The organism is Pontibacter cellulosilyticus (assembly GCF_014306105.1).
Classification (GTDB): Bacteria; Bacteroidota; Bacteroidia; order Cytophagales; family Hymenobacteraceae; genus Pontibacter; species Pontibacter cellulosilyticus.
This window is the reverse complement of record NZ_JACRVF010000002.1, coordinates 346,897-365,179: the sequence shown is the minus strand read 5'-3', so window position 1 is coordinate 365,179 and position 18,283 is coordinate 346,897. Positions and strand designations below refer to the sequence as shown.

At 45.5% G+C, this 18,283-nt stretch carries 14 protein-coding genes; 7 read left to right on the top strand and 7 right to left on the bottom strand.

Annotated elements, in window-relative coordinates; genetic code table 11:
- The first annotated feature begins 40 nt into the window (after positions 1–40).
- The 4 genes from udk to secDF all read left to right on the top strand — a co-directional run bounded on the left by udk (position 41) and on the right by secDF (position 4,922).
- The gene (gene udk, locus H8S84_RS09280) at positions 41–661 is read left to right on the top strand and encodes a uridine kinase (RefSeq protein WP_187067042.1); all 621 of its coding nucleotides are present in this window, start codon (positions 41–43) and stop codon (positions 659–661) included.
- Positions 658–1,350 carry a potassium channel family protein gene (locus H8S84_RS09275; RefSeq protein ID WP_187067041.1) on the top strand — a complete coding sequence of 231 codons (693 nt, stop codon included), beginning with the start codon at positions 658–660 and terminating at the stop codon, positions 1,348–1,350. Before udk ends, H8S84_RS09275 begins: the two co-directional genes overlap by 4 nt.
- A gap of 90 nt (positions 1,351–1,440) precedes the next feature.
- Positions 1,441–1,767 (top strand): RNA methyltransferase, encoded by a 327-nt coding sequence (locus H8S84_RS09270; RefSeq protein WP_187067040.1) that lies wholly within the window; start codon positions 1,441–1,443, stop codon positions 1,765–1,767.
- A gap of 167 nt (positions 1,768–1,934) precedes the next feature.
- The gene (secDF, locus tag H8S84_RS09265) at positions 1,935–4,922 is read left to right on the top strand and encodes a protein translocase subunit SecDF (RefSeq protein ID WP_187067039.1); all 2,988 of its coding nucleotides are present in this window, start codon (positions 1,935–1,937) and stop codon (positions 4,920–4,922) included.
- A 424-nt stretch (positions 4,923–5,346) separates the two neighbouring features.
- Here the strand turns inward: secDF and H8S84_RS09260 are convergent, their stop codons facing one another.
- Positions 5,347–5,958, bottom strand: coding sequence for a NifU family protein (locus H8S84_RS09260; RefSeq protein WP_187067038.1), 612 nt, complete (start codon positions 5,956–5,958; stop codon positions 5,347–5,349).
- 214 nt (positions 5,959–6,172) lie between these two features.
- On the opposite strand from H8S84_RS09260, the gene H8S84_RS09255 reads away from it, so the two are divergent.
- Entirely contained in the window at positions 6,173–7,561 is a 1,389-nt protein-coding gene (locus tag H8S84_RS09255; protein WP_187067037.1) for a sodium:proton antiporter, read from the top strand.
- Between the two features lie 313 nt (positions 7,562–7,874).
- Here the strand turns inward: H8S84_RS09255 and aroC are convergent, their stop codons facing one another.
- On the bottom strand, positions 7,875–8,954 hold the full coding sequence (gene aroC, locus H8S84_RS09250) for a chorismate synthase (RefSeq protein ID WP_187067036.1): 1,080 nt from the start codon (positions 8,952–8,954) through the stop codon (positions 7,875–7,877).
- Positions 8,951–10,396: a BatD family protein gene (locus H8S84_RS09245; protein ID WP_222621624.1), complete on the bottom strand. Its 1,446-nt coding sequence runs from the start codon at positions 10,394–10,396 to the stop codon at positions 8,951–8,953. Before H8S84_RS09245 ends, aroC begins: the two co-directional genes overlap by 4 nt.
- Positions 10,397–10,757: 361 nt before the next feature.
- On the opposite strand from H8S84_RS09245, the gene H8S84_RS09240 reads away from it, so the two are divergent.
- Positions 10,758–10,949: a hypothetical protein gene (locus H8S84_RS09240; RefSeq protein ID WP_187067034.1), complete on the top strand. Its 192-nt coding sequence runs from the start codon at positions 10,758–10,760 to the stop codon at positions 10,947–10,949.
- A 3-nt stretch (positions 10,950–10,952) separates the two neighbouring features.
- Here the strand turns inward: H8S84_RS09240 and queG are convergent, their stop codons facing one another.
- Complete coding sequence (queG, locus tag H8S84_RS09235) at positions 10,953–11,903, bottom strand: tRNA epoxyqueuosine(34) reductase QueG (RefSeq protein ID WP_187067033.1); 951 nt, start codon at positions 11,901–11,903, stop codon at positions 10,953–10,955.
- 262 nt (positions 11,904–12,165) lie between these two features.
- Here queG and H8S84_RS09230 point away from each other — a divergent pair, with 262 nt between their 5' ends.
- A complete protein-coding gene (locus H8S84_RS09230) occupies positions 12,166–12,609 on the top strand; it encodes a RidA family protein (RefSeq protein WP_187067032.1) in 444 nt (147 codons plus the stop codon).
- Positions 12,610–12,713: 104 nt separating this feature from the next.
- On the opposite strand, the gene ruvB is transcribed toward H8S84_RS09230, so the two are convergent.
- The 3 genes from ruvB to H8S84_RS09215 form a co-directional block, all read right to left on the bottom strand.
- Complete coding sequence (gene ruvB / locus H8S84_RS09225; protein WP_187067031.1) at positions 12,714–13,760, bottom strand: Holliday junction branch migration DNA helicase RuvB; 1,047 nt, start codon at positions 13,758–13,760, stop codon at positions 12,714–12,716.
- Between the two features lie 437 nt (positions 13,761–14,197).
- Complete coding sequence (locus tag H8S84_RS09220; protein WP_187067030.1) at positions 14,198–15,376, bottom strand: acyl-CoA dehydrogenase family protein; 1,179 nt, start codon at positions 15,374–15,376, stop codon at positions 14,198–14,200.
- A gap of 421 nt (positions 15,377–15,797) precedes the next feature.
- Positions 15,798–18,272, bottom strand: coding sequence for a TonB-dependent receptor (locus tag H8S84_RS09215; RefSeq protein ID WP_187067029.1), 2,475 nt, complete (start codon positions 18,270–18,272; stop codon positions 15,798–15,800).
- Between the last annotated feature and the right edge of the window lie 11 nt (positions 18,273–18,283).

Below are 18,283 nucleotides of genomic sequence, written 5' to 3'. Positions count from 1 at the left end.
CCTAAAATCTTAATTTTGTATCCTGAAACTAAAGCTTCCAATGCAAAAGCCATTTATCGTAGGGATTACAGGAGGTAGTGCTTCAGGAAAAACCACTTTTTTGAATAAACTCCTTACTTCGTTCTCACCAGAGCAGGTTTGCCTGATCTCGCAAGACAACTATTACAAAGACCGCGAACACCAGACAATAGATCCAAACGGGGTCGTTAACTTTGACCTTCCCTCCTGCATAGACGACGAAGCCTACGCTGCAGATATTCTTAAAGTAAGCCAAGGCCAAACTGTTTACCGTAAAGAGTACACGTTTAATAACCCTAATGTAGTAGCCAAGCAATTGGAATTCAAGCCTGCCCCTATTGTGGTGGTAGAAGGTATCTTTGTTTTCTATTTCGAGGAGATTGCCAAGTTATTGGACCTGAAAGTATACATCGACGCAAAAGAATACATTAAACTGCAGCGCCGCATTGTTCGCGACAAAGTAGAGCGCGGCTATGACCTGGATGATGTATTGTACCGCTACACGCATCATGTAGCGCCTACTTACGAGAAGTACATCAAGCCTTATAAAAACGACGCTGACATCATCATACCGAATAACGCCAACTTTGAGCGGGGCCTTGATGTGCTTACCACTTTCTTAAACGCTAAAACAAAAGCATGAGGAGCAAATTTGCTGTAATAGGCCTGGGTATTTTCGGTAACTCCATTGCCCGCACGCTGGCAGAAAGAGGCGCAGAGGTAATTGCCATCGACAACGACGAAGATCACGTAGAGGCCATCAAAGAAGACGTAGCCTATGCCGTTGCCCTTGATGCTACCGATATTCGCGCCCTGGAAGCCCAGAACATCCAGGACATGGATGCGGTGGTAGTTGCCATTGGCGAGGATTTTGAGGCCTTACTTATTACCACAGCCAACCTGCAGGAGCTAAACATTAAGCGTGTTATTACCCGTGCCTCTAACAAGCAGCAGCGTCGTATTCTAGAGAAAATGGGTGTTCAGGAGATTCTTTCTCCGGAGGGTGAGGTTGGCAAGACTGTAGCAGAACGCTTGTTGCAGCCTAACATCCGCACGTTCCTGCCCCTGCCCGATAATTATGAGATCGTGGAGATAAACGCGCCGCGCAACATCGCCAACCGCAGTCTCGCCAAAATATCGCTCCGCGAAAAATATAACCTTAACCTGATCACGATCAAGCGCTTTTTCGAGGAAATACAGGATGGTAAGCCAACGCAGGTAGAGCACATTATTGGTGTACCAAAAGCCGACACCATTATTTATCCTTCAGATATCCTGATTCTTATAGGGAAAAAGAACGATGTGAAGCGATTTATTGATGTAAACCGCTAAGTTTTTCTGTTTTTTTCAGAAAAGATTTTACATTTGTGGTTATACATGCCAAAAGCCAAGAACATACCGAACCATTTAAAGCATCTATTGATGACTTTTACCCTGCTGTGGGCACTTATGCTCAACGGACAGGAAGTGGTGGCTTATACTTGCTCGGCTGAGGCAACTCCGCAACAAGCCGACACCCGGCTGGCAGAAAAGCACGAAAACAAAACTGTTGTAAAGCAGAAGGTATCACTCGAGGGCACTACCTCTTTTGTGGCGCTTAACCTGCAGCAGGCCGTAGAGCCACTGCCGCATCAGCCTGTTTTCGCAAACCCGACAGATATTCTTTTACCTGCCTATACAACCATACCTCCTAGTGTTGGTTTCTTAGCGCAAATCTTTCCTATTACCATTCAGCCCAACGCTCCCTAGGCTGGGCAACACCTCCATTTCTTTATTTTTATAGGCGCCATTTCTGCTTAACATGCAGTTATTCAGGCTCATCCGGAACATCTAAGCTTTTTTAAAGGTTGATTTAAAATAGCTACCCGGAATCAATGTTGTTTTTAAAATTCACCTATACTTTCATTAATTAAACAATGCGTAACAAATCGTTAATAATCGTTTTAACGGTAATTGTATCGGCTATCTGCCTTTACTTTTTATCGTTTTCGTTTGTTGCCAGCCGCATCCAGGACAAAGCTGAGGCTTATGCCACTGATGCGCAAGGCAATGTAGATATGGCTAAGCAACAGGCTTACCTTGATTCTATCTGGAATGAAGAAGTATTCCTGGGTATGACTTACCAGGAGGTTAAGGAGAACGAGCTTGGTCTTGGCCTTGACCTGAAAGGCGGTATGCACGTAGTGCTTGAGGTTTCTCCGGTAGAGATCATCAAGTCTATGTCTGGCAACAGCAAAGACCCTAATTTCCTGAAGGCTCTGGAGCGTGCAAAAGAACTGCAGCGCAACAGCCAGGAGAACTTTGTTACACTTTTTGGCCAGGCTTTCCGCGAAGTTGAGCCAGACGGACGCCTTAGCCGCATCTTCTCAAACACAGCTAACCGTGGCAAGATCAGCTACGAATCTTCTAACGAAGAAGTAATTGAGGTGATCGAAGCAGAAGTAGAAGACGCGATTGGCCGCTCTTTCAACATCCTGCGCACACGTATCGACAAATTTGGTGTAACGCAGCCAAACATCCAGCGCCTGAAAGGTTCAGGTCGTATTCAGATCGAGTTACCAGGGGTAGACAACCCTGACCGTGTTCGCAAGCTTTTATCTGGCATGGCAAACCTGGAGTTCTGGGAAGTATGGTCTATTCAGGAATTCAGCCCTTACTTTATGCAGGTTGGCCAGTACCTTGACCAGCAGCAGGCAGCCGGCAAACTTAACTTAGGCACAGCTGCAGCACCACAAAAAGATGCGCTTTCTGCAGCTGCCGCAACTACTACCGACACTACGCAAGACGTATTAGCGCAGGCAGCTGCCGGCGACACTAGTGCATTAGCGGCAACCACGCCAGATACAAACAAAACTGCAGCACTTGACACTACTGCTCAGCAGGGTGGCGTGTTGGCAAACCTGTTTATACCTACGCAGGGTGGCCTGATGGCTAACGTGCGTGACACAGCTAAGATCAACGAGATCTTCAGCCGTCCTGAAGTTCGTTCTATGCTTCCTCCAAACATGAAGTTCCTGTGGTCTGTTAAGCCAACGGCAGGCGAAGGCAACATGCAGTTTGTAGAATTCTACGCTATTAAAAAAGGTCGTGATGGTAAGGCTCCGCTTGGTGGCGACGCAATCAACGATGCACGTCAGGATTTTGACCAGCAGGGCCGTCCTGAGATTAACATGACAATGAACGCAACAGGCTCTAAGAAATGGGCTCGCCTTACTGGTGAGAACGTAGGCCGTCAGGTTGCTATCGTACTTGACGATTATGTATACTCTGCCCCTGTGGTACAGAGCGAAATCACTGGTGGTAACTCATCTATCTCTGGTAACTTCACTATCGAAGAAGCACAAGACTTAGCTAACATCTTAAAGGCAGGTAAAATGCCAGCTCCAACACGTATCGTAGAAGAGGCTGTTGTAGGTCCATCTTTGGGTAAAGAGGCTATCAACCAGGGTCTGATCTCTACAATTGCTGGTTTAGTAGTGGTAGTTATCTTCATGATCGGTTACTATAGCCGTGGTGGTTTTATCGCCGACCTTGCACTTGTATTTAACGTGTTCTTTATACTTGGCATACTTGCTCAGTTTGGCGCTGCGCTTACGTTGCCAGGTATCGCTGGTATCGTACTTACACTGGGTATGGCCGTGGATGCGAACGTACTTATTTTTGAGCGTATGCGCGAAGAGGCTAGAAAAGGCCTGAGCATGCGCGAAGTGATCAACAAAGGTTACGATAAGGCTTTCAGTACTATTTTGGATGCTAACGTTACTACCTTCCTGGTAGGTTTTATACTTTACTTCTTCGGTTCTGGTCCGGTAAAAGGCTTCGCTATTACGTTGATGATCGGTATCGTTACGTCGTTCTTTACATCAGTATTTATCTCAAGACTGTTTGTAGAAAGCACGTTCAGAAAAGCTGGTAAACTTTCATTCTCATCTGTGCTGTCGGACAACATGTTCCGTAACATTAAGTTTGATGTAATGAAGTATAGAAAAGCAGCTTACGCTTTCTCACTTGGCGTAATTGCTTTCGGCTTTATTGCCATGTACATCAATGGTGGTCCTAACCTGGGTGTAGACTTCAGAGGTGGCCGTTCTTATGTAGTAGAGTTGGATCAGGCTGTTCCTGCTTCTGAGGTTCGCGCTGCTTTGGTAGATAACTTCCAGGGTGCAGGTACAGAGGTGAAGACTTTCGGTGCTTCTAACCGTGTTAAAGTAATTACCAGCTGGTTAGCCGACGACGAGAGCCTTGAGGCAGACAACAAAGTAAGAGCAGCGCTTGACGAAGGCCTTGCAGAGTACAGCAACTTAACTCCTGAAGTGCTTAGCTCATCTAAAGTTGGTGCAACAATGGCTGACGATATTCAGAACACAGCACTTATCGCTATACTTCTGGCACTGGTAGGTATCTTCCTTTATGTGATGATCCGCTTCAGAAAGTGGCAGTTCAGCTTGGGTGGTGTTGTGGCCTTGTTACACGATGCCTTAATGATTATTGCTGTATTCTCTATACTTGACCTATTCGGTATATCTTACGAAATGGACCAGGTATTTATCGCAGCGGTACTTACCATTATCGGTTTCTCAATTAACGATACTGTGGTAATCTTTGACCGTGTACGTGAGTACATGAACGATAACCCACGCACGAAGATCAAAGACCTGGTTAACCCAGCTCTTATCAGCACTTTCAGCCGTACGATCATTACTTCCCTTACATTGTTCCTGGTGGTAGTGATCCTATTCTTCTTCGGTGGCGAAGTTCTACGTGGCTTCTCCCTGGCGATGATCATCGGTGTGTTGTTCGGTACTTATTCTTCCCTGTTTATCGCTACACCAATTGTAGTAGATACAGTTAAAGAAGAGCCTAAGCCAGTTGCCGCAGCAGCTACTCCGGTAACACGTTCGTAATATAAGCTTAGAATATACTTAAAAAGCCCGGGGCAACTGCTCCGGGCTTTTTGTTTGATGGGTGATGTGATAAGTTAAATAGTCTAGCAAGATTCTTCAGCAGAACTGGGTCCAACCACCTCTAACCCCTCCTTGTCTAAGGCGGGGAATCTGTTACTACTGCTTCTACTACTATCACATAAGCATTACTACATATCATCTTGAAAAGATCTTGTGTGAAGGGATATTAAGCTGGAACTACAGGGATTATATTTTGATCAAGTTACTAACTTTCTCCTGTTATTAGGAGAAGGCTGGGGTGAATTATAAGTTCCCCGCCTTAGACAAGGAGGGATTAGGGGTGGTTGGATTATGGCAGCTACAGAACAAAAGAGCCAGCCTTTATTCAAGGCTGGCTCTTTTTATACTTTACCTACAATTATACTTAGATCGTTACACCGTCGGCTACTACTTCTTTCACTTCCGGCACCATGCGCTTCAGCAGGTTTTCGATACCAGCCTTTAGCGTTACAGTTGCTGATGGGCAACCACTGCATGAACCCTGCAGGTGCACTGTTACCACCCCGTCATTATAGGACTTGAATGTAATATTGCCGCCATCTTGCTCAACAGCTGGGCGTACATAGTTATCCAGCAAGTCGATCACTTTTTTAGAAATCTCTGCATCTTCTGCGGATGTCTCGCCACCTACCTCAGCAGGTGCAGCTTTCTTAACAGAGAAACCCTCGTTAAAAATAGGACCTCCAGCCTCTACATAAGACTTTAAGAAAGTACGCAGTTCAGGAATAAGCTTTACCCACTCCAGTTCTGAGTTCTTAGTGATTGTAACGAAGTTGCTGGCAATGAATACACGAGAAACGTAATCAAAATTGAACAGCTCCTGCGCCAGCGGCGACTCCATTGCACTTTCTACGTTTGGATAATCCACGCTCTGCCCTTCTGGCAGCAGTTGCTGGTTCATCACAAACTTCATCGATTCAGGGTTGGGGTTGGCCTCAGCATAAACCGAAACCATCTTTTCTTTATTTTCTGACATGATATATCTTGTTTAAAACTAAAACTAGCGGGTGTCGCTTTAAGTTTCCAAAATTAGGCATTATTTCCGACGAAGTAAACCGCTTTACATGTATCTACACAAATTCCGGGCCTGCCTAGGGTATACCGCCAAATGGGGTGGCTATTTAAGCTAGAAAATGTATCTTTGTGCAACAACAAATTAAATTACCTTTTCTTACCGCACTAATCTAGACATGCTGAACAACTTTATATTTCTGGTGCAGTCTCAACACATAGCACCGGCGTTCCTTATTATTCCTTTTCTTATTCTGATAGGTATGATTGCCGCCGGGCCTATTTTCTTTGGCCACTTTTGGGAGCACAATTATAAGACCATTGCTGTTACCTTAGGCTTGGCTGTTTTAGGTTATTATATTTTTGCCTTAGGCGATTACCACATGCCAGTGCATACTTTCTTCGAGTATGCCTCTTTTGCTATACTTTTAAGCTCGTTGTACATAGCTGCCGGTGGTATTTACATCAATATCAACGCGAATGCAACACCTGCCATGAACGTAGCCTTAGTTGCGGTTGGGGCTGTGCTGGCAAATTTAGTGGGCACAACGGGAGCATCACTGCTCTTGATACGTCCTTTTATCCGCCTGAATGTACACCGCATTAAGCCCTACCAGATCGTATTCTTTATCTTTATAGTTAGTAACGCTGGCGGTTTACTTACTCCACTAGGAGATCCTCCGTTGTTTATCGGATTCCTGAAAGGAGTACCTTTTTTCTGGACATTACAACACCTGTTTACGCCATGGGTACTAACTATTGCACTGCTTTGCCTTATCTTCTTTTTAATTGATAGCAGAAATAAAGAAACCGCTTACACACCCCGCCCAGAGGTAGTAGCTAAAAACGAAGAGAAGACAGAGTTTTATGTAAGTGGGAAGCGCAACCTGTTTTGGTTGGCTATTATCATAGGTGCCATTTTCCTAGACCCTAACGTGATAGAAGGATTACCGCACATCGCCTACGATGGCAACAAGTTTTCTTTCCTACGCGAGATTATACAGTTATCAGCAGCTTTTGCTTGTTTCAAATTCTCTAGCAAAACAGCGTTAGCAGGAAACCAATTTAACTTCCACCCAATCCTTGAAGTGGTGTTTCTGTTCTTTGGTATCTTCTTTACCATGATGCCTGCCCTGCAGCTTTCAGCAGCTATAGCTTCATCGCCTGAGTTCTCGCAGTATATTACACCGAATTTCCTTTACTGGGCAACCGGTTCACTTTCTGGCTTCTTAGATAACGCTCCTACCTATGCCAACTTCTTATCGCTGGCCATGGCGAAGTATGATATGGCACAGAACAGTGTAGTAGAAGTTAAAGCATTTGCCACAGGCACTGGCGCTGACCCAGAAACTTTAATTTTATTAGAGGCTATCTCGCTGGCAGCTGTACTATTCGGTGCGTTCACATATATTGGCAACGGTCCTAACTTCATGGTAAAAGCCATTGCAGAAAGTGCAGGCATAAAGATGCCAACTTTCTTCGCTTATATTGTGCGTTATTCTATTCCGTTCTTGTTACCGGCTCTTATATTAGTGTGGTACTTGGTCGTATACCTGAAATTATTCTAAGCATTAGAGTATAAAAACAGAAGCGCCGCCCCTTGTATAAAAGAGGCGGCGCTTCTGTTTTTATACTCTAGCACTTCAAAATACAAAGCAGCAGCAAGCATGAAGTATTTGGATATACAAGCTGATAAGTTGTCTAAAAGTCATTAGAGTAATTTTAAGCTGCAGCTTTCACTATAATATAATATATAGTTCCCACTACTTTTTTTGCCATTCTCCAGGATAAATCAACTCTATATGAGGAGCACAAAAGAGCTCTTAAAGTGAGACTAAATTCCTGCCGCTGTGGTAAATCAGAATATCTTTAAAACTATACTTATACTTTATTAACTTTCTGGCGCAGCAGGAAGTCAGCAATAACCAGCGCAGCCATGGCATCTACTATAGGAACGGCGCGTGGCAGTACACAAGGATCATGGCGACCTTTGCCCTGCAGGGTAATATCCTCGCCGGCATCGTTAATTGTTTGTTGGGGCTGAAGTATAGTGGCAACCGGTTTAAATGCTACATTAAAGTATATGTCCTGCCCATTGCTGATGCCACCCTGTATACCTCCGGAATGGTTTGTTCTTGTTTTGATATTTCCTTCGTTGTCTGTATAAAACTGGTCGTTGTGCTCAGAACCGTGCATACTTACCCCCTCAAAGCCGCTGCCATATTCGAAGCCTTTTACAGCATTTATACTTAGCATGGCCTTGCCTAATTCAGCATGAAGCTTGTCAAACACTGGCTCACCCAGGCCGGCTGGCACGCCCTGAATCACACAGCTAACTACACCTCCGATAGTATCCAGGTTATCGCGGGCTTCTTCTACCACACCTATCATGCGGGCAGCTATCTTACCATCGGGGCAGCGCACTTTATTAGCATCAATTTTACTAAAATCTAACTTAGAGTAATGTTTGCGCAGCTTTACCTTACCAACCTGCGATACAAAAGCATTTACACTGATGCCGTAGTTTTGCAGCAGCTTCATGGCCAATGCACCGGCAGCCACACGTGCTACGGTTTCGCGTGCCGAGCTGCGGCCTCCGCCACGGTAGTCGCGGGTACCATACTTGGCGGTATAAGTATAATCAGCATGCGATGGACGGTAGGCGTGCTGAATATGGCTGTAATCGTGGCTGTGCTGATCTTTGTTATTTACCACCAGGGTAATGGGTGTACCGGTAGTCTTGCCTTCAAATATGCCGGAAAGTATGGTTACTTTATCTTCTTCTTTGCGCGGCGTGGTTATATCTGACTGGCCGGGGCGGCGGCGATCCAGGGCATGCTGTATTTCTTCTACACTTATCTCCAGCCCGGCAGGGCAACCGTCTATTATCACTCCTACTGCCGGGCCATGCGATTCGCCAAATGTAGTTATCTTAAAAAGTTTACCATATGAATTACTCATGCTCTGTTTTTTAGAAATACAAATGCCGACACCACTAGCAGTACGGCAAGTATAATGTTTGTATAACGCTTTATTTCCTCGAAAAAATGAAGGCTAACCAACGTATTGTCTTCATTCTCGATAATGTTGTAGAAAGCTCCCAGATCGCGCGACAGCACCAAGGCATCGCTGTCGCGGGCGCCGGTTACTGTAACCTGCAAAGATGGCCGCAGGGTATCATAAGCAGCTGTTACAGGGTTAAAGTATATCCACTCTATAGCATTGCTTAGCTCATAGGTACCCGGTTCACGGGGCAGCACATTGTACGAAAAGCTTTTCGCACCCGACACCCTGCCTGCACGCCTCGTTACATCCTGCCGAACATCCGGCGGATAAAACTCCAAACCAGCCGGAGCTGCAGGCGTAGGCGGCATCACAGCATCTAAGTTACCCTCTCCTATTATCTCAAATAAATATCTAAAGCTTTTGTTTACCGATACCTGCTTTTTGGAGATGCTCTCAAGCAAAGTATAATTGCCCACCGGCACCACATTGCGCAACGGGTGCGGCGGCAACTCCATTACCTCTACCTGTCGCTCTCTGCTGTAAAATGTCTTAAATCCTTCCTGTCGGTCTTCGGTAAGCAGGTTTGGAGTTTTGGCAACTTTATACTTTATCATTTTTAGCTGCAACTGCGGAAACTTGAGTGGCTGTAGGTTTAAAGGGTAAAGCACAGCCTCGTAAAGCCTGAACCGCAGGTAAGGCTTGCCCTGCACCGTTACGTTCTCCGGCGTTATCTCCGAAAAGTCAAACGTCTCTTCCCACACATTCGGCTGCTTTATCTGTTTGATGATGCCTGTTATCTGGTTGGCAAAATCATGGAAATCAAGCAGGCGCTGGTCATCCTCGGCCAGGTAAAAGTATAAAGCCACATCTACGCCTTCGCCTACAAACACTTTTTCTTTGCTGGTGTACAGCCGCAGGAACGCATTATCCTCCTTATCAACAAACTCAATTTCTTCGCTGGTAGGCGCCTGCTTGTCCTGCTCTTCAATCAGATCGGGCAGGTTTGGGCCCTGCGCCGTGCCTGCCTGCATCGGTACAACCTTAATAGCCATCCCCTGCGACTGCACCGTAGTACCGTTCACCTTCATGGTGAATGGCTTCAGTATAAAGTCACCTTCCTCCAGCGGAGCATAGTTCTGGGTATAGGTTCGGATGATATTGGTAACGCCACCCACTGTTACCGTTTTCTCAGAGGAGTAACGGGTGCTTTTCTTAAACCCTTCTATCTCGGGGAAGGGTGTGTATTCTTTCAGCTGTTCGTCCTGCAGCTTTATAGAAACGGTGTAATATTGGTTTATGGGCAAGGGGCTTTTGCCTAATTCAATACTTACCTGCTGCGCCAGTCCGGGCACAGTTAGGGCAAATATCAAAAACAGAAAAAGGGCAAAAGGGCGCATATCCAACTTAACAGGATGGTACCAACACGTGTACCGTAGCAAATTTAACTAAATTCCGGCACTTACTCTAGTTGCCTGTTTTCTATGGGTAAGTACAGCTTGCAACATTGCTCCGGGATGACAGAAACTGGCACATTAATAGCGATGCTGAAACAAGCATAAACTTTATACTTAAGCTGAATATTAGCCGTTGTTAATGTAGGGAGGAAAACAATGACTTGTGTTATGTTCGACACATAATCAACATCATTTAAATTTGGTAATATTTTTTAATACATTTGTGATAATTAATGAGATAAAAAGCAACTTTTTTCCCCTGCAACGTAATTAAAAGCAGATTATCATTCATTCGCCTACCGAAATGTTAGAATACATTAAAACCATTTTGCTGAAGGTTAGCTTCGACAAGATGCTGTTTGAAAAGGAGCTTCGAAAAGCCTTCAAAGTATTAATCAAAGAAGAATTACAGGAACTTAAAAAATGGTGCTATGCACAGTTTTCTGGCATGTACCTGCTGGTGCTTAATAAGGTATTTGCCAAAGCACAGGTTTAGGTGCTATTCTTCTTGGGCAGTGGCTTTTCCCTGCACAAACATGATGTTGCGCAGCAGACCATTGTATCCTGTGCGCTTTACCGCTGATTTCTTAAATAACTGAGAGAAGACCTCCTGTGTCAGCTCCTGCCAATCGCTGGTTTTCATCTGCGTTAGTTGCGGGTGCGCCTGAAATGCTGGCTCATTGTGCGGCTTGCTGAAGCGGTTCCAGGGGCAGACATCCTGGCAAATGTCGCACCCAAATACCCAATTGCCGAACTTGCCGTTCATTTCCTGTGGCAGCTGGTCTTTCAGCTCAATGGTAAAATAGGAAATGCACTTGCTCCCATCCACCACGTAAGGCTCTACAATGGCATTAGTTGGGCAGGCATCGATACAACGAGTGCAAGAGCCACAATAGTCTTTTATTGGCCCATCGGGTTCCAACTCCAGGTCAATGATCAGCTCAGCTATAAAGTAAAAACTGCCTACCTGCGGAGTTATCAGATTCGAGTTTTTGCCAACCCAGCCCAAACCGCTTTTCTTTGCCCACGCCTTATCCAACACCGGCGCTGAGTCTACGAAGCAACGGCCTCCTACTTCTCCTATCTCTTCGTTGATATAATTCAAAAGCTCCTTTAGCTTGTCTTTTATTACAAAGTGGTAGTCGGTGCCGTAAGCATACTTTGATATTTTATAAGTATCTTCCTCTTGCTGCTGGTTTTCTTTGGCAGGAAAGTAATTTAATAGCAACGACACCACAGTTTTGGCGCCATCTACAAGCAAGCGCGGGTCCAGGCGCTTATCGAAATGGTTTTCCATGTAGTGCATCTGTCCGTGCATATTCTGGTTTAGCCAACGCTCCAGCCTCGGCGCCTCTTTCTCCAGAAATTCTGCTTTAGAAATGCCACAGTACATAAAACCCAGCTCCTTTGCCTTCTGCTTTACAAGATATGTATACTTCTCTCTGCTCAATTTGTACTTGGTGCCGCTTTTATACTTTACCTTTATGGTTTAAAGAACAAAAGTAAGGCAAAATAAATCCAACAGCAGATTAAAACAGACTTTAGTGATCAGTTATGGTTGTATGATCGATTTTACGCTTTTCTTTTCTGTGCAGGAAATAAGTTTTTACTGCACTTTATAAAGTATAAATTTAGTTAAAGTGTGTAAAATCTTATACTTAATTCTGAGCTTTTGCTACCTTTCTGGCATCAAACCATAATCTATAAACACTATGAAAAAATTATTTGCAATCTTACTGTTACTTTGCCTTGCTCTTTTGGTAGAAGTTAAAGCTCAGGGAATTCTGGAGAAGAACGGTAAAGTATTCCACCTGCACCCCGGCGAGAAAGAGTATAACTATGCGCAAGCTTACCGCAGTGGCAATATGCTCTACATCTCTGGTACTGTTGGCAGCGGAACTATGGATGAGGCGACGGAACGCGTATATAAAACGCTGGAGCTAACGCTAAAGAAGTATGGACTGGACTTTACCCATGTGGTGAAGGAGAACCTTTACACCCGCGACATGGAAGCCACAAAGAAAAGTATAGCAGTCCGGAAGAAATACTATGGCACCCACTCCCCTGCTGCCACTTGGGTACAAATAGATCGTTTGTTTGATGAAGCGTCTGTACTGGAGGTGGAGCTTATCGCAGAGATAAAGAAAACTGAATAATAAATTAAAGCAGTTCTAAGGAACAGCTTTAATCCGAAAATAAGATAAGCAAAAAAGCAGGCCATATAGCCTGCTTTTTTAACTTTATCACAAACAGTTATTTTTTACGCTTCCGGCTGGCTAAACAATCCACCAGAGGCAATCTCTTGTGGCGGAATTTTACCTAAATGGCGATACGCTAACTCAGTAGCTTCGCGGCCACGCGCTGTACGCTTAATATAACCCTCCTGTATCAGGAACGGCTCATACACTTCTTCAATTGTCTCAGACTCTTCGCCACAAGCTGTTGCAATCGTAGATAAACCTACAGGCCCACCTTTAAATTTATCAATGATAGTGGTCAGGATTCTGTTGTCCATATCGTCCAGACCATTGTGGTCTACATCTAACGCATTTAGGGCAAACCTTGCAATATCTACGTTGATAGAGCCATCGCCTTTTACTTGAGCAAAGTCGCGGGTACGGCGAAGCAGGTTATTAGCAATACGTGGTGTACCACGGCTACGGCGAGCAATCTCGAATGCGGCATCCTGATAGATAGGTGCTCCCAGCAAACCTGAGGAACGCTTCACAATAGAAGTCAATAGCTCCGAATCGTAGTACTCCAGGCGGCAGTTAATACTGAAACGCGCACGTAAAGGCGATGTAAGCAAGCCTGAACGAGTAGTAGCACCAATCAGCGTGAACGGGTTCAGGCTGATCTGCACAGAACGTGCATTCGGACCCGAGTCCAGCATAATATCAATTTTGTAGTCCTCCATAGCTGAGTACAGGTACTCTTCCACAATCGGGTTGAGGCGGTGTATCTCGTCAATAAACAATACATCGTTAGGATCCAGGTTGGTAAGCAAACCAGCTAAGTCGCTTGGCTTATCCAGTACAGGTCCCGAAGTCATTTTTATACCTGCATCCAGTTCGGAAGCAATAATATGCGAAAGTGTAGTTTTCCCAAGACCTGGAGGTCCGTGCAGCAGCACGTGGTCCAGTGCTTCACCACGGCGTTTTGCAGCCAGCACGAATATTTTCAAGTTCTCTACCACCTTATCCTGACCGGTAAAGTCAGAGAAACTAAGCGGACGGAGCGCCTTGTCTATGTCGCGTTCGGTTGGCGTCATGTATTCGTTGCCGCCAGTAAGATAGTCTTCCCTCATGCTCTAAAATTAATTCTTATTTTCTGCTTTTGCAGCACTTAATGGTAACAGTTTACTACCAGAATTGGCTCCATTTTAGCTTACGAATTTACGTATTTTTGCTAATTATTTTATATTTTTTAGATATAAATCTAATATAATTAGCAAAAAAACAATAGCAATCAGTTCTACCTTTCTATCTAGTTACTCTCCTTCTTTAGTCTATGATTCGCTCACAACAAAGACTGGGATCGACACCTCTAAGTTGCGCATTTGCAACTGCAAAACATTCATAGGGACAGATCGCGACCTGTCTGCGCAAAAGCTGAGGCTATGGTACTTATACTTCAGCTGCTGCTCATTCGCCCCTCACAGATACAGACGGTAGTTCAAAACATCAACAAAAAAGACAGCCACTCACGCAGCTGCCTTCTTATACTTTACCACCCGATCAACGATTATTTAAATGCAGAAATACCTGTGATATCAGCCCCTGTGATCAGCAGGTGAATGTCGTGTGTGCCTTCGTAGGTTATTACCGACTCCAGGTTCATCATATGACGCATGATCGGGTATTCACCTGTTATACCCATACCACCATGAATCTGACGTGCCTCACGGGCAATGTGCAGGGCCATATCTACGCTGTTTCGCTTGGCCATCGATATCTGCTGCGTAGATGCTTTCCCTTCATTCATCAAAGTACCTAAACGCCATACCATCAACTGGGCTTTAGTGATCTCTGTAAGCATTTCTGCCAGCTTTTTCTGCGTTAACTGGAATGCACCAATAGGTTTATCAAACTGGATGCGCTCCATACTGTATTTCTTTGCTGACTCATAGCAATCGATGGCGGCACCGATAGCACCCCACGAAATACCATAACGGGCAGAATCAAGGCATCCCAAAGGACCGCGAAGGCCCTCTACGTTAGGCATGATATTTTCCTTCGGGATTTTCACGTTATCAAATACCAGCTCTCCTGTAGTGCTGGCACGCAGGCTCCATTTATTATGGATTTCAGGCGTAGAGAAACCTTCCATGCCACGCTCTACGATCACACCTTTAATGCGGCCTTCCTCATTCTTTGCCCATACTACGGCCACCTGGCACTCCGGAGAGTTAGAGATCCACATCTTGGCACCGTTAAGCAGGTAATGGTCACCCATGTCTTTGATATTCGTCATCATACCACCCGGGTTGGAGCCAAAATCTGGTTCGGTTAAGCCGAAGCAACCTAACCATTCGCCACTGGCTAATTTAGGAAGATACTTTTTGCGCTGCTCCTCAGAGCCATACTTGTAGATTGGGTACATCACCAGGGAGCCTTGCACCGAAGCTGTAGAACGCATACCTGAATCGCCTCGCTCAATCTCCTGCATAATGATGCCGTAGCTGATATAGTCCAGGCCACCGCCACCATACTCTGTCGGGATGGTTGGGCCAAAGGCACCTACATCACCAAACTTTTTCACGATTTCAGAGGGGAAATGCGCATCCTGTGCCCACTGCTCTATGTAAGGCGAAATCTCACGCTTCACAAAGTCGCGCATGGTCTGGCGGATTAGCAGATGCTCTTCCGTAAGCAGGTCGTCGATATTGAAGTAGTCAGGTGCTCCTGATGATTCGTAAGCCATAGTTTTGTTTTAAGGTTAATGAGAAAGGGTAATACGCAAAGTTAAAATTTTAAGTATAACCTGTAGCAGGAATTACTTGTTTTAGTGGATTAGCAGAATGAGTAATTTGGTCCAACCACCCCTGCCCCTCCTTATCTAAGGCGGGGAACTCTGATTTACTCTGGCAAAAGTATAAGCTAAGTAGTTTCTGCTTATATTCCTTTCATACTAGATCCTTCTAAAATGAAGTAGTAAAAGCCACAGCTTTTGTGATGAAAGGAGAAACAGTAGTAGCAGACTCCCCGCCTTAGATAAGGAGGGGCAGGGGTGGTTGGACTTCGAGTTTCAGAACAACCCTATCCAACCTAAAATCCTGCAAATCCTGACAAATAAAAAGGCCCCACCAATTGGTGAGGCTCTTTACATGGAAGTGGATTTATAGTTAGAATTTTAACCCAACAGACAGCAGGAAGTTGCGGGTAGCCTGTGGGTAGTAAAAGTTCTCAGTTATCTGGTCGCCACCGGCAATGTAGCTGAAAGTATAGCCATTGGCCGCATACATTTCATTGAACACATTATTCACCATCAAGCCTAACTCCAGCTCCTTAAGTATGTTCTTAAAGCCAATGTTGTAGCGCAGGCGCAGATCACCTACCTCATATGGGCGGATAATGCGGCTTTCGTTCTCTGTGTTGTCCAGGTATTGCTTGCTGACTGTTTTGTAGATAAAAGCTGCGCGCAAGCCCTTTAGCACCTCTACCTCCAGCTGCGTAGATGAAACAAAGGCTGGCGAGAAGGCAATGGTAGATTCGTTGTAACTGTTCATTACCTGGTCTCCATTGTCATAATCATCAATAAACTCGTTAAAGCCTTTTATCTTGTTCTGGCTGTAAGCTAAGTTAGAGCTAAGCTTAGCAGTAGTGCCTAAACGCAAGGCACCTGCCAATTCTATACCCTGGCGGTAACTCTCGTCGATGTTTGTTCGGGTATAGGCACCTACATCATTTATCTGGCCGGTTACTACCAACTGATTCTTATAGTCCATGTAGTATAGGTTTGCCTCCACGTCTGCCAAAAGTGCTTTGCCTGCCACCTCTGAAAGGGCAATTTGACCGCGGTAACCAGCTTCCCAGTTATGAAGCGTTTCGTGCTTAGGGCGGCTGTTTGGAGTAGACTCAGTAAAGTCGTCGCGCACCGGCTCACGATTGCCCACAGCATAAGAAGCATACAGTTGGTGCGTCGGCTTCAGGTTGTAAGTTATACCTGCCTTTGGGTTCACAAAAGTATAATCCACGTCCTGCTCTATACTTTCCAGGTCGTTATCGAAGCCAACGAAGGCATAGTTGATGGTGCGCACCTGCAGGTCTCCGAACAAGTTTAGTTTATCCGTTAAGCCGTATGTGGCTTTGCCGAAGATGTTAAAATCTGTTTTTACGGCATTGTTGTCGTAGTATCTGTGGCGGACGTCGGAAGTGGAGGCATAACGTGCCCAGATCACTTCACCAAAATGGTCGCCGTCATACTTGTTCCAAGCACCGCCCAAAGTGGCATTTAAGCGGGAGTTAGGCTGGTACTGCAGCGCGTAAGTAGCCCCGAAGAAATCGTTATCCAGCCAGCGGCGACGAATAATATCCGTGCGTTTGATCTCTGTTCCACCTATCACCACATTCGGTAAGCCATACTTCGATAGTTTATCGTCTGCTTTAAATTGCTCGTAATAGCCACGGCCATACGTATAATGCAGCGCACCAGAGAAGGTCAAGCCCGGCATAAAATCATGCGACAGGTGCAGTTGGTAGTGGTCTTGCTGGTAGTTGTCGGTTTCGTTGTCGTACGTATAGTAGTTGTACCTGCGGCCGGCAGTAAGCAGGTTCTCTTTGTCGGTTCCCTCTATCCAGTTGCGGTCTATGTAGTTTTGCAGGTCCTGCTCGTTGCCATACACCAGCGCTTCTGGTGTGCCATACCATGCCTGGTACGTTTGCTCTTTACCAGAAAAAGTGATGAATTTAACAGATGTTTTTTCGCCATAGTAGCCACCTGTAAAGTATAGCGATTTCAGGTCTGAAAAGGCACGATCAATATAGCCATCCGACTTGATGCGCGACAAACGTCCGTCAAAGGCAAATTTGCCTTTGATCAGCCCTGTACCAAAACGCACATTATTTTTCCAGGTGTCAAAAGAGCCGTAGCTGTTGTCTGTTTCGGCATAGGCTTCGCGGCGCACCTGCTGCGTTTGGATATTTATACTTGCACCAAAGGCTCCGGCACCGTTTGTTGATGTACCTACCCCGCGCTGTACCTGGATATCCTCTACAGAAGAGGCAAAATCCGGCATGTTCACAAAGAATGTACCGTGGCTCTCCGAGTCGTTTATCGGAATACCGTTTACCGTTACATTGATGCGGGTAATATCGGAGCCCCGGATACGAATACCGGTATAACCAACCCCTGCGCCGGCATCAGAGTTTACCACTACCGACGGCACCTGCTCGAGTAAGTATGGCAAGTCCTGGCCGAAGTTGCGTTCCGCTATTTCCTCGCGTGTTACATTGGTAAAGGTGGTTCCTGTTGTCTGGTCGGCGCGTGTGGCCTGCACAATTACTTCATTGGTTTGTAAAGCCTGCTGGCGCAGTCTGATGTGTGTTATTTGGCTTTGCGGCAGACTAAGGGTTACTTTCTTCTCCGCATAGCCCAGGTAGCTGATGCTAAGCGTGTAATCTCCGGCAGGTAGGTTCGGAAACTCGAATTCGCCCTGTGGGTTTGTGGCAACACCTGCGCCCGTGCTTTGCAGCACCACATTTGCACCAGCCAGTCCATTGCCAGTAGCAGCGTCGGCCACGCGTCCGCTCAGGTTGTGTTGCGCGAACAACTGTAATGGCAACACAATGGTCGCAATTACAAATACTAAGTACTTCATTGATGATAAGT

Excerpts from the sequence above, each read along its gene's own strand:
- udk (WP_187067042.1), top strand. The coding sequence starts at position 41 with ATGCAAAAGCCATTTATCGTAGGGATTACAGGAGGTAGTGCTTCAGGA.
- H8S84_RS09275 (WP_187067041.1), top strand. The coding sequence starts at position 658 with ATGAGGAGCAAATTTGCTGTAATAGGCCTGGGTATTTTCGGTAACTCC.
- H8S84_RS09270 (WP_187067040.1), top strand. The coding sequence starts at position 1,441 with ATGACTTTTACCCTGCTGTGGGCACTTATGCTCAACGGACAGGAAGTG.
- secDF (WP_187067039.1), top strand. The coding sequence starts at position 1,935 with ATGCGTAACAAATCGTTAATAATCGTTTTAACGGTAATTGTATCGGCT.
- H8S84_RS09260 (WP_187067038.1), bottom strand. The coding sequence starts at position 5,958 with ATGTCAGAAAATAAAGAAAAGATGGTTTCGGTTTATGCTGAGGCCAAC.
- H8S84_RS09255 (WP_187067037.1), top strand. The coding sequence starts at position 6,173 with ATGCTGAACAACTTTATATTTCTGGTGCAGTCTCAACACATAGCACCG.
- aroC (WP_187067036.1), bottom strand. The coding sequence starts at position 8,954 with ATGAGTAATTCATATGGTAAACTTTTTAAGATAACTACATTTGGCGAA.
- H8S84_RS09245 (WP_222621624.1), bottom strand. The coding sequence starts at position 10,396 with ATGCGCCCTTTTGCCCTTTTTCTGTTTTTGATATTTGCCCTAACTGTG.
- H8S84_RS09240 (WP_187067034.1), top strand. The coding sequence starts at position 10,758 with ATGTTAGAATACATTAAAACCATTTTGCTGAAGGTTAGCTTCGACAAG.
- H8S84_RS09230 (WP_187067032.1), top strand. The coding sequence starts at position 12,166 with ATGAAAAAATTATTTGCAATCTTACTGTTACTTTGCCTTGCTCTTTTG.
- ruvB (WP_187067031.1), bottom strand. The coding sequence starts at position 13,760 with ATGAGGGAAGACTATCTTACTGGCGGCAACGAATACATGACGCCAACC.
- H8S84_RS09220 (WP_187067030.1), bottom strand. The coding sequence starts at position 15,376 with ATGGCTTACGAATCATCAGGAGCACCTGACTACTTCAATATCGACGAC.
- H8S84_RS09215 (WP_187067029.1), bottom strand. The coding sequence starts at position 18,272 with ATGAAGTACTTAGTATTTGTAATTGCGACCATTGTGTTGCCATTACAG.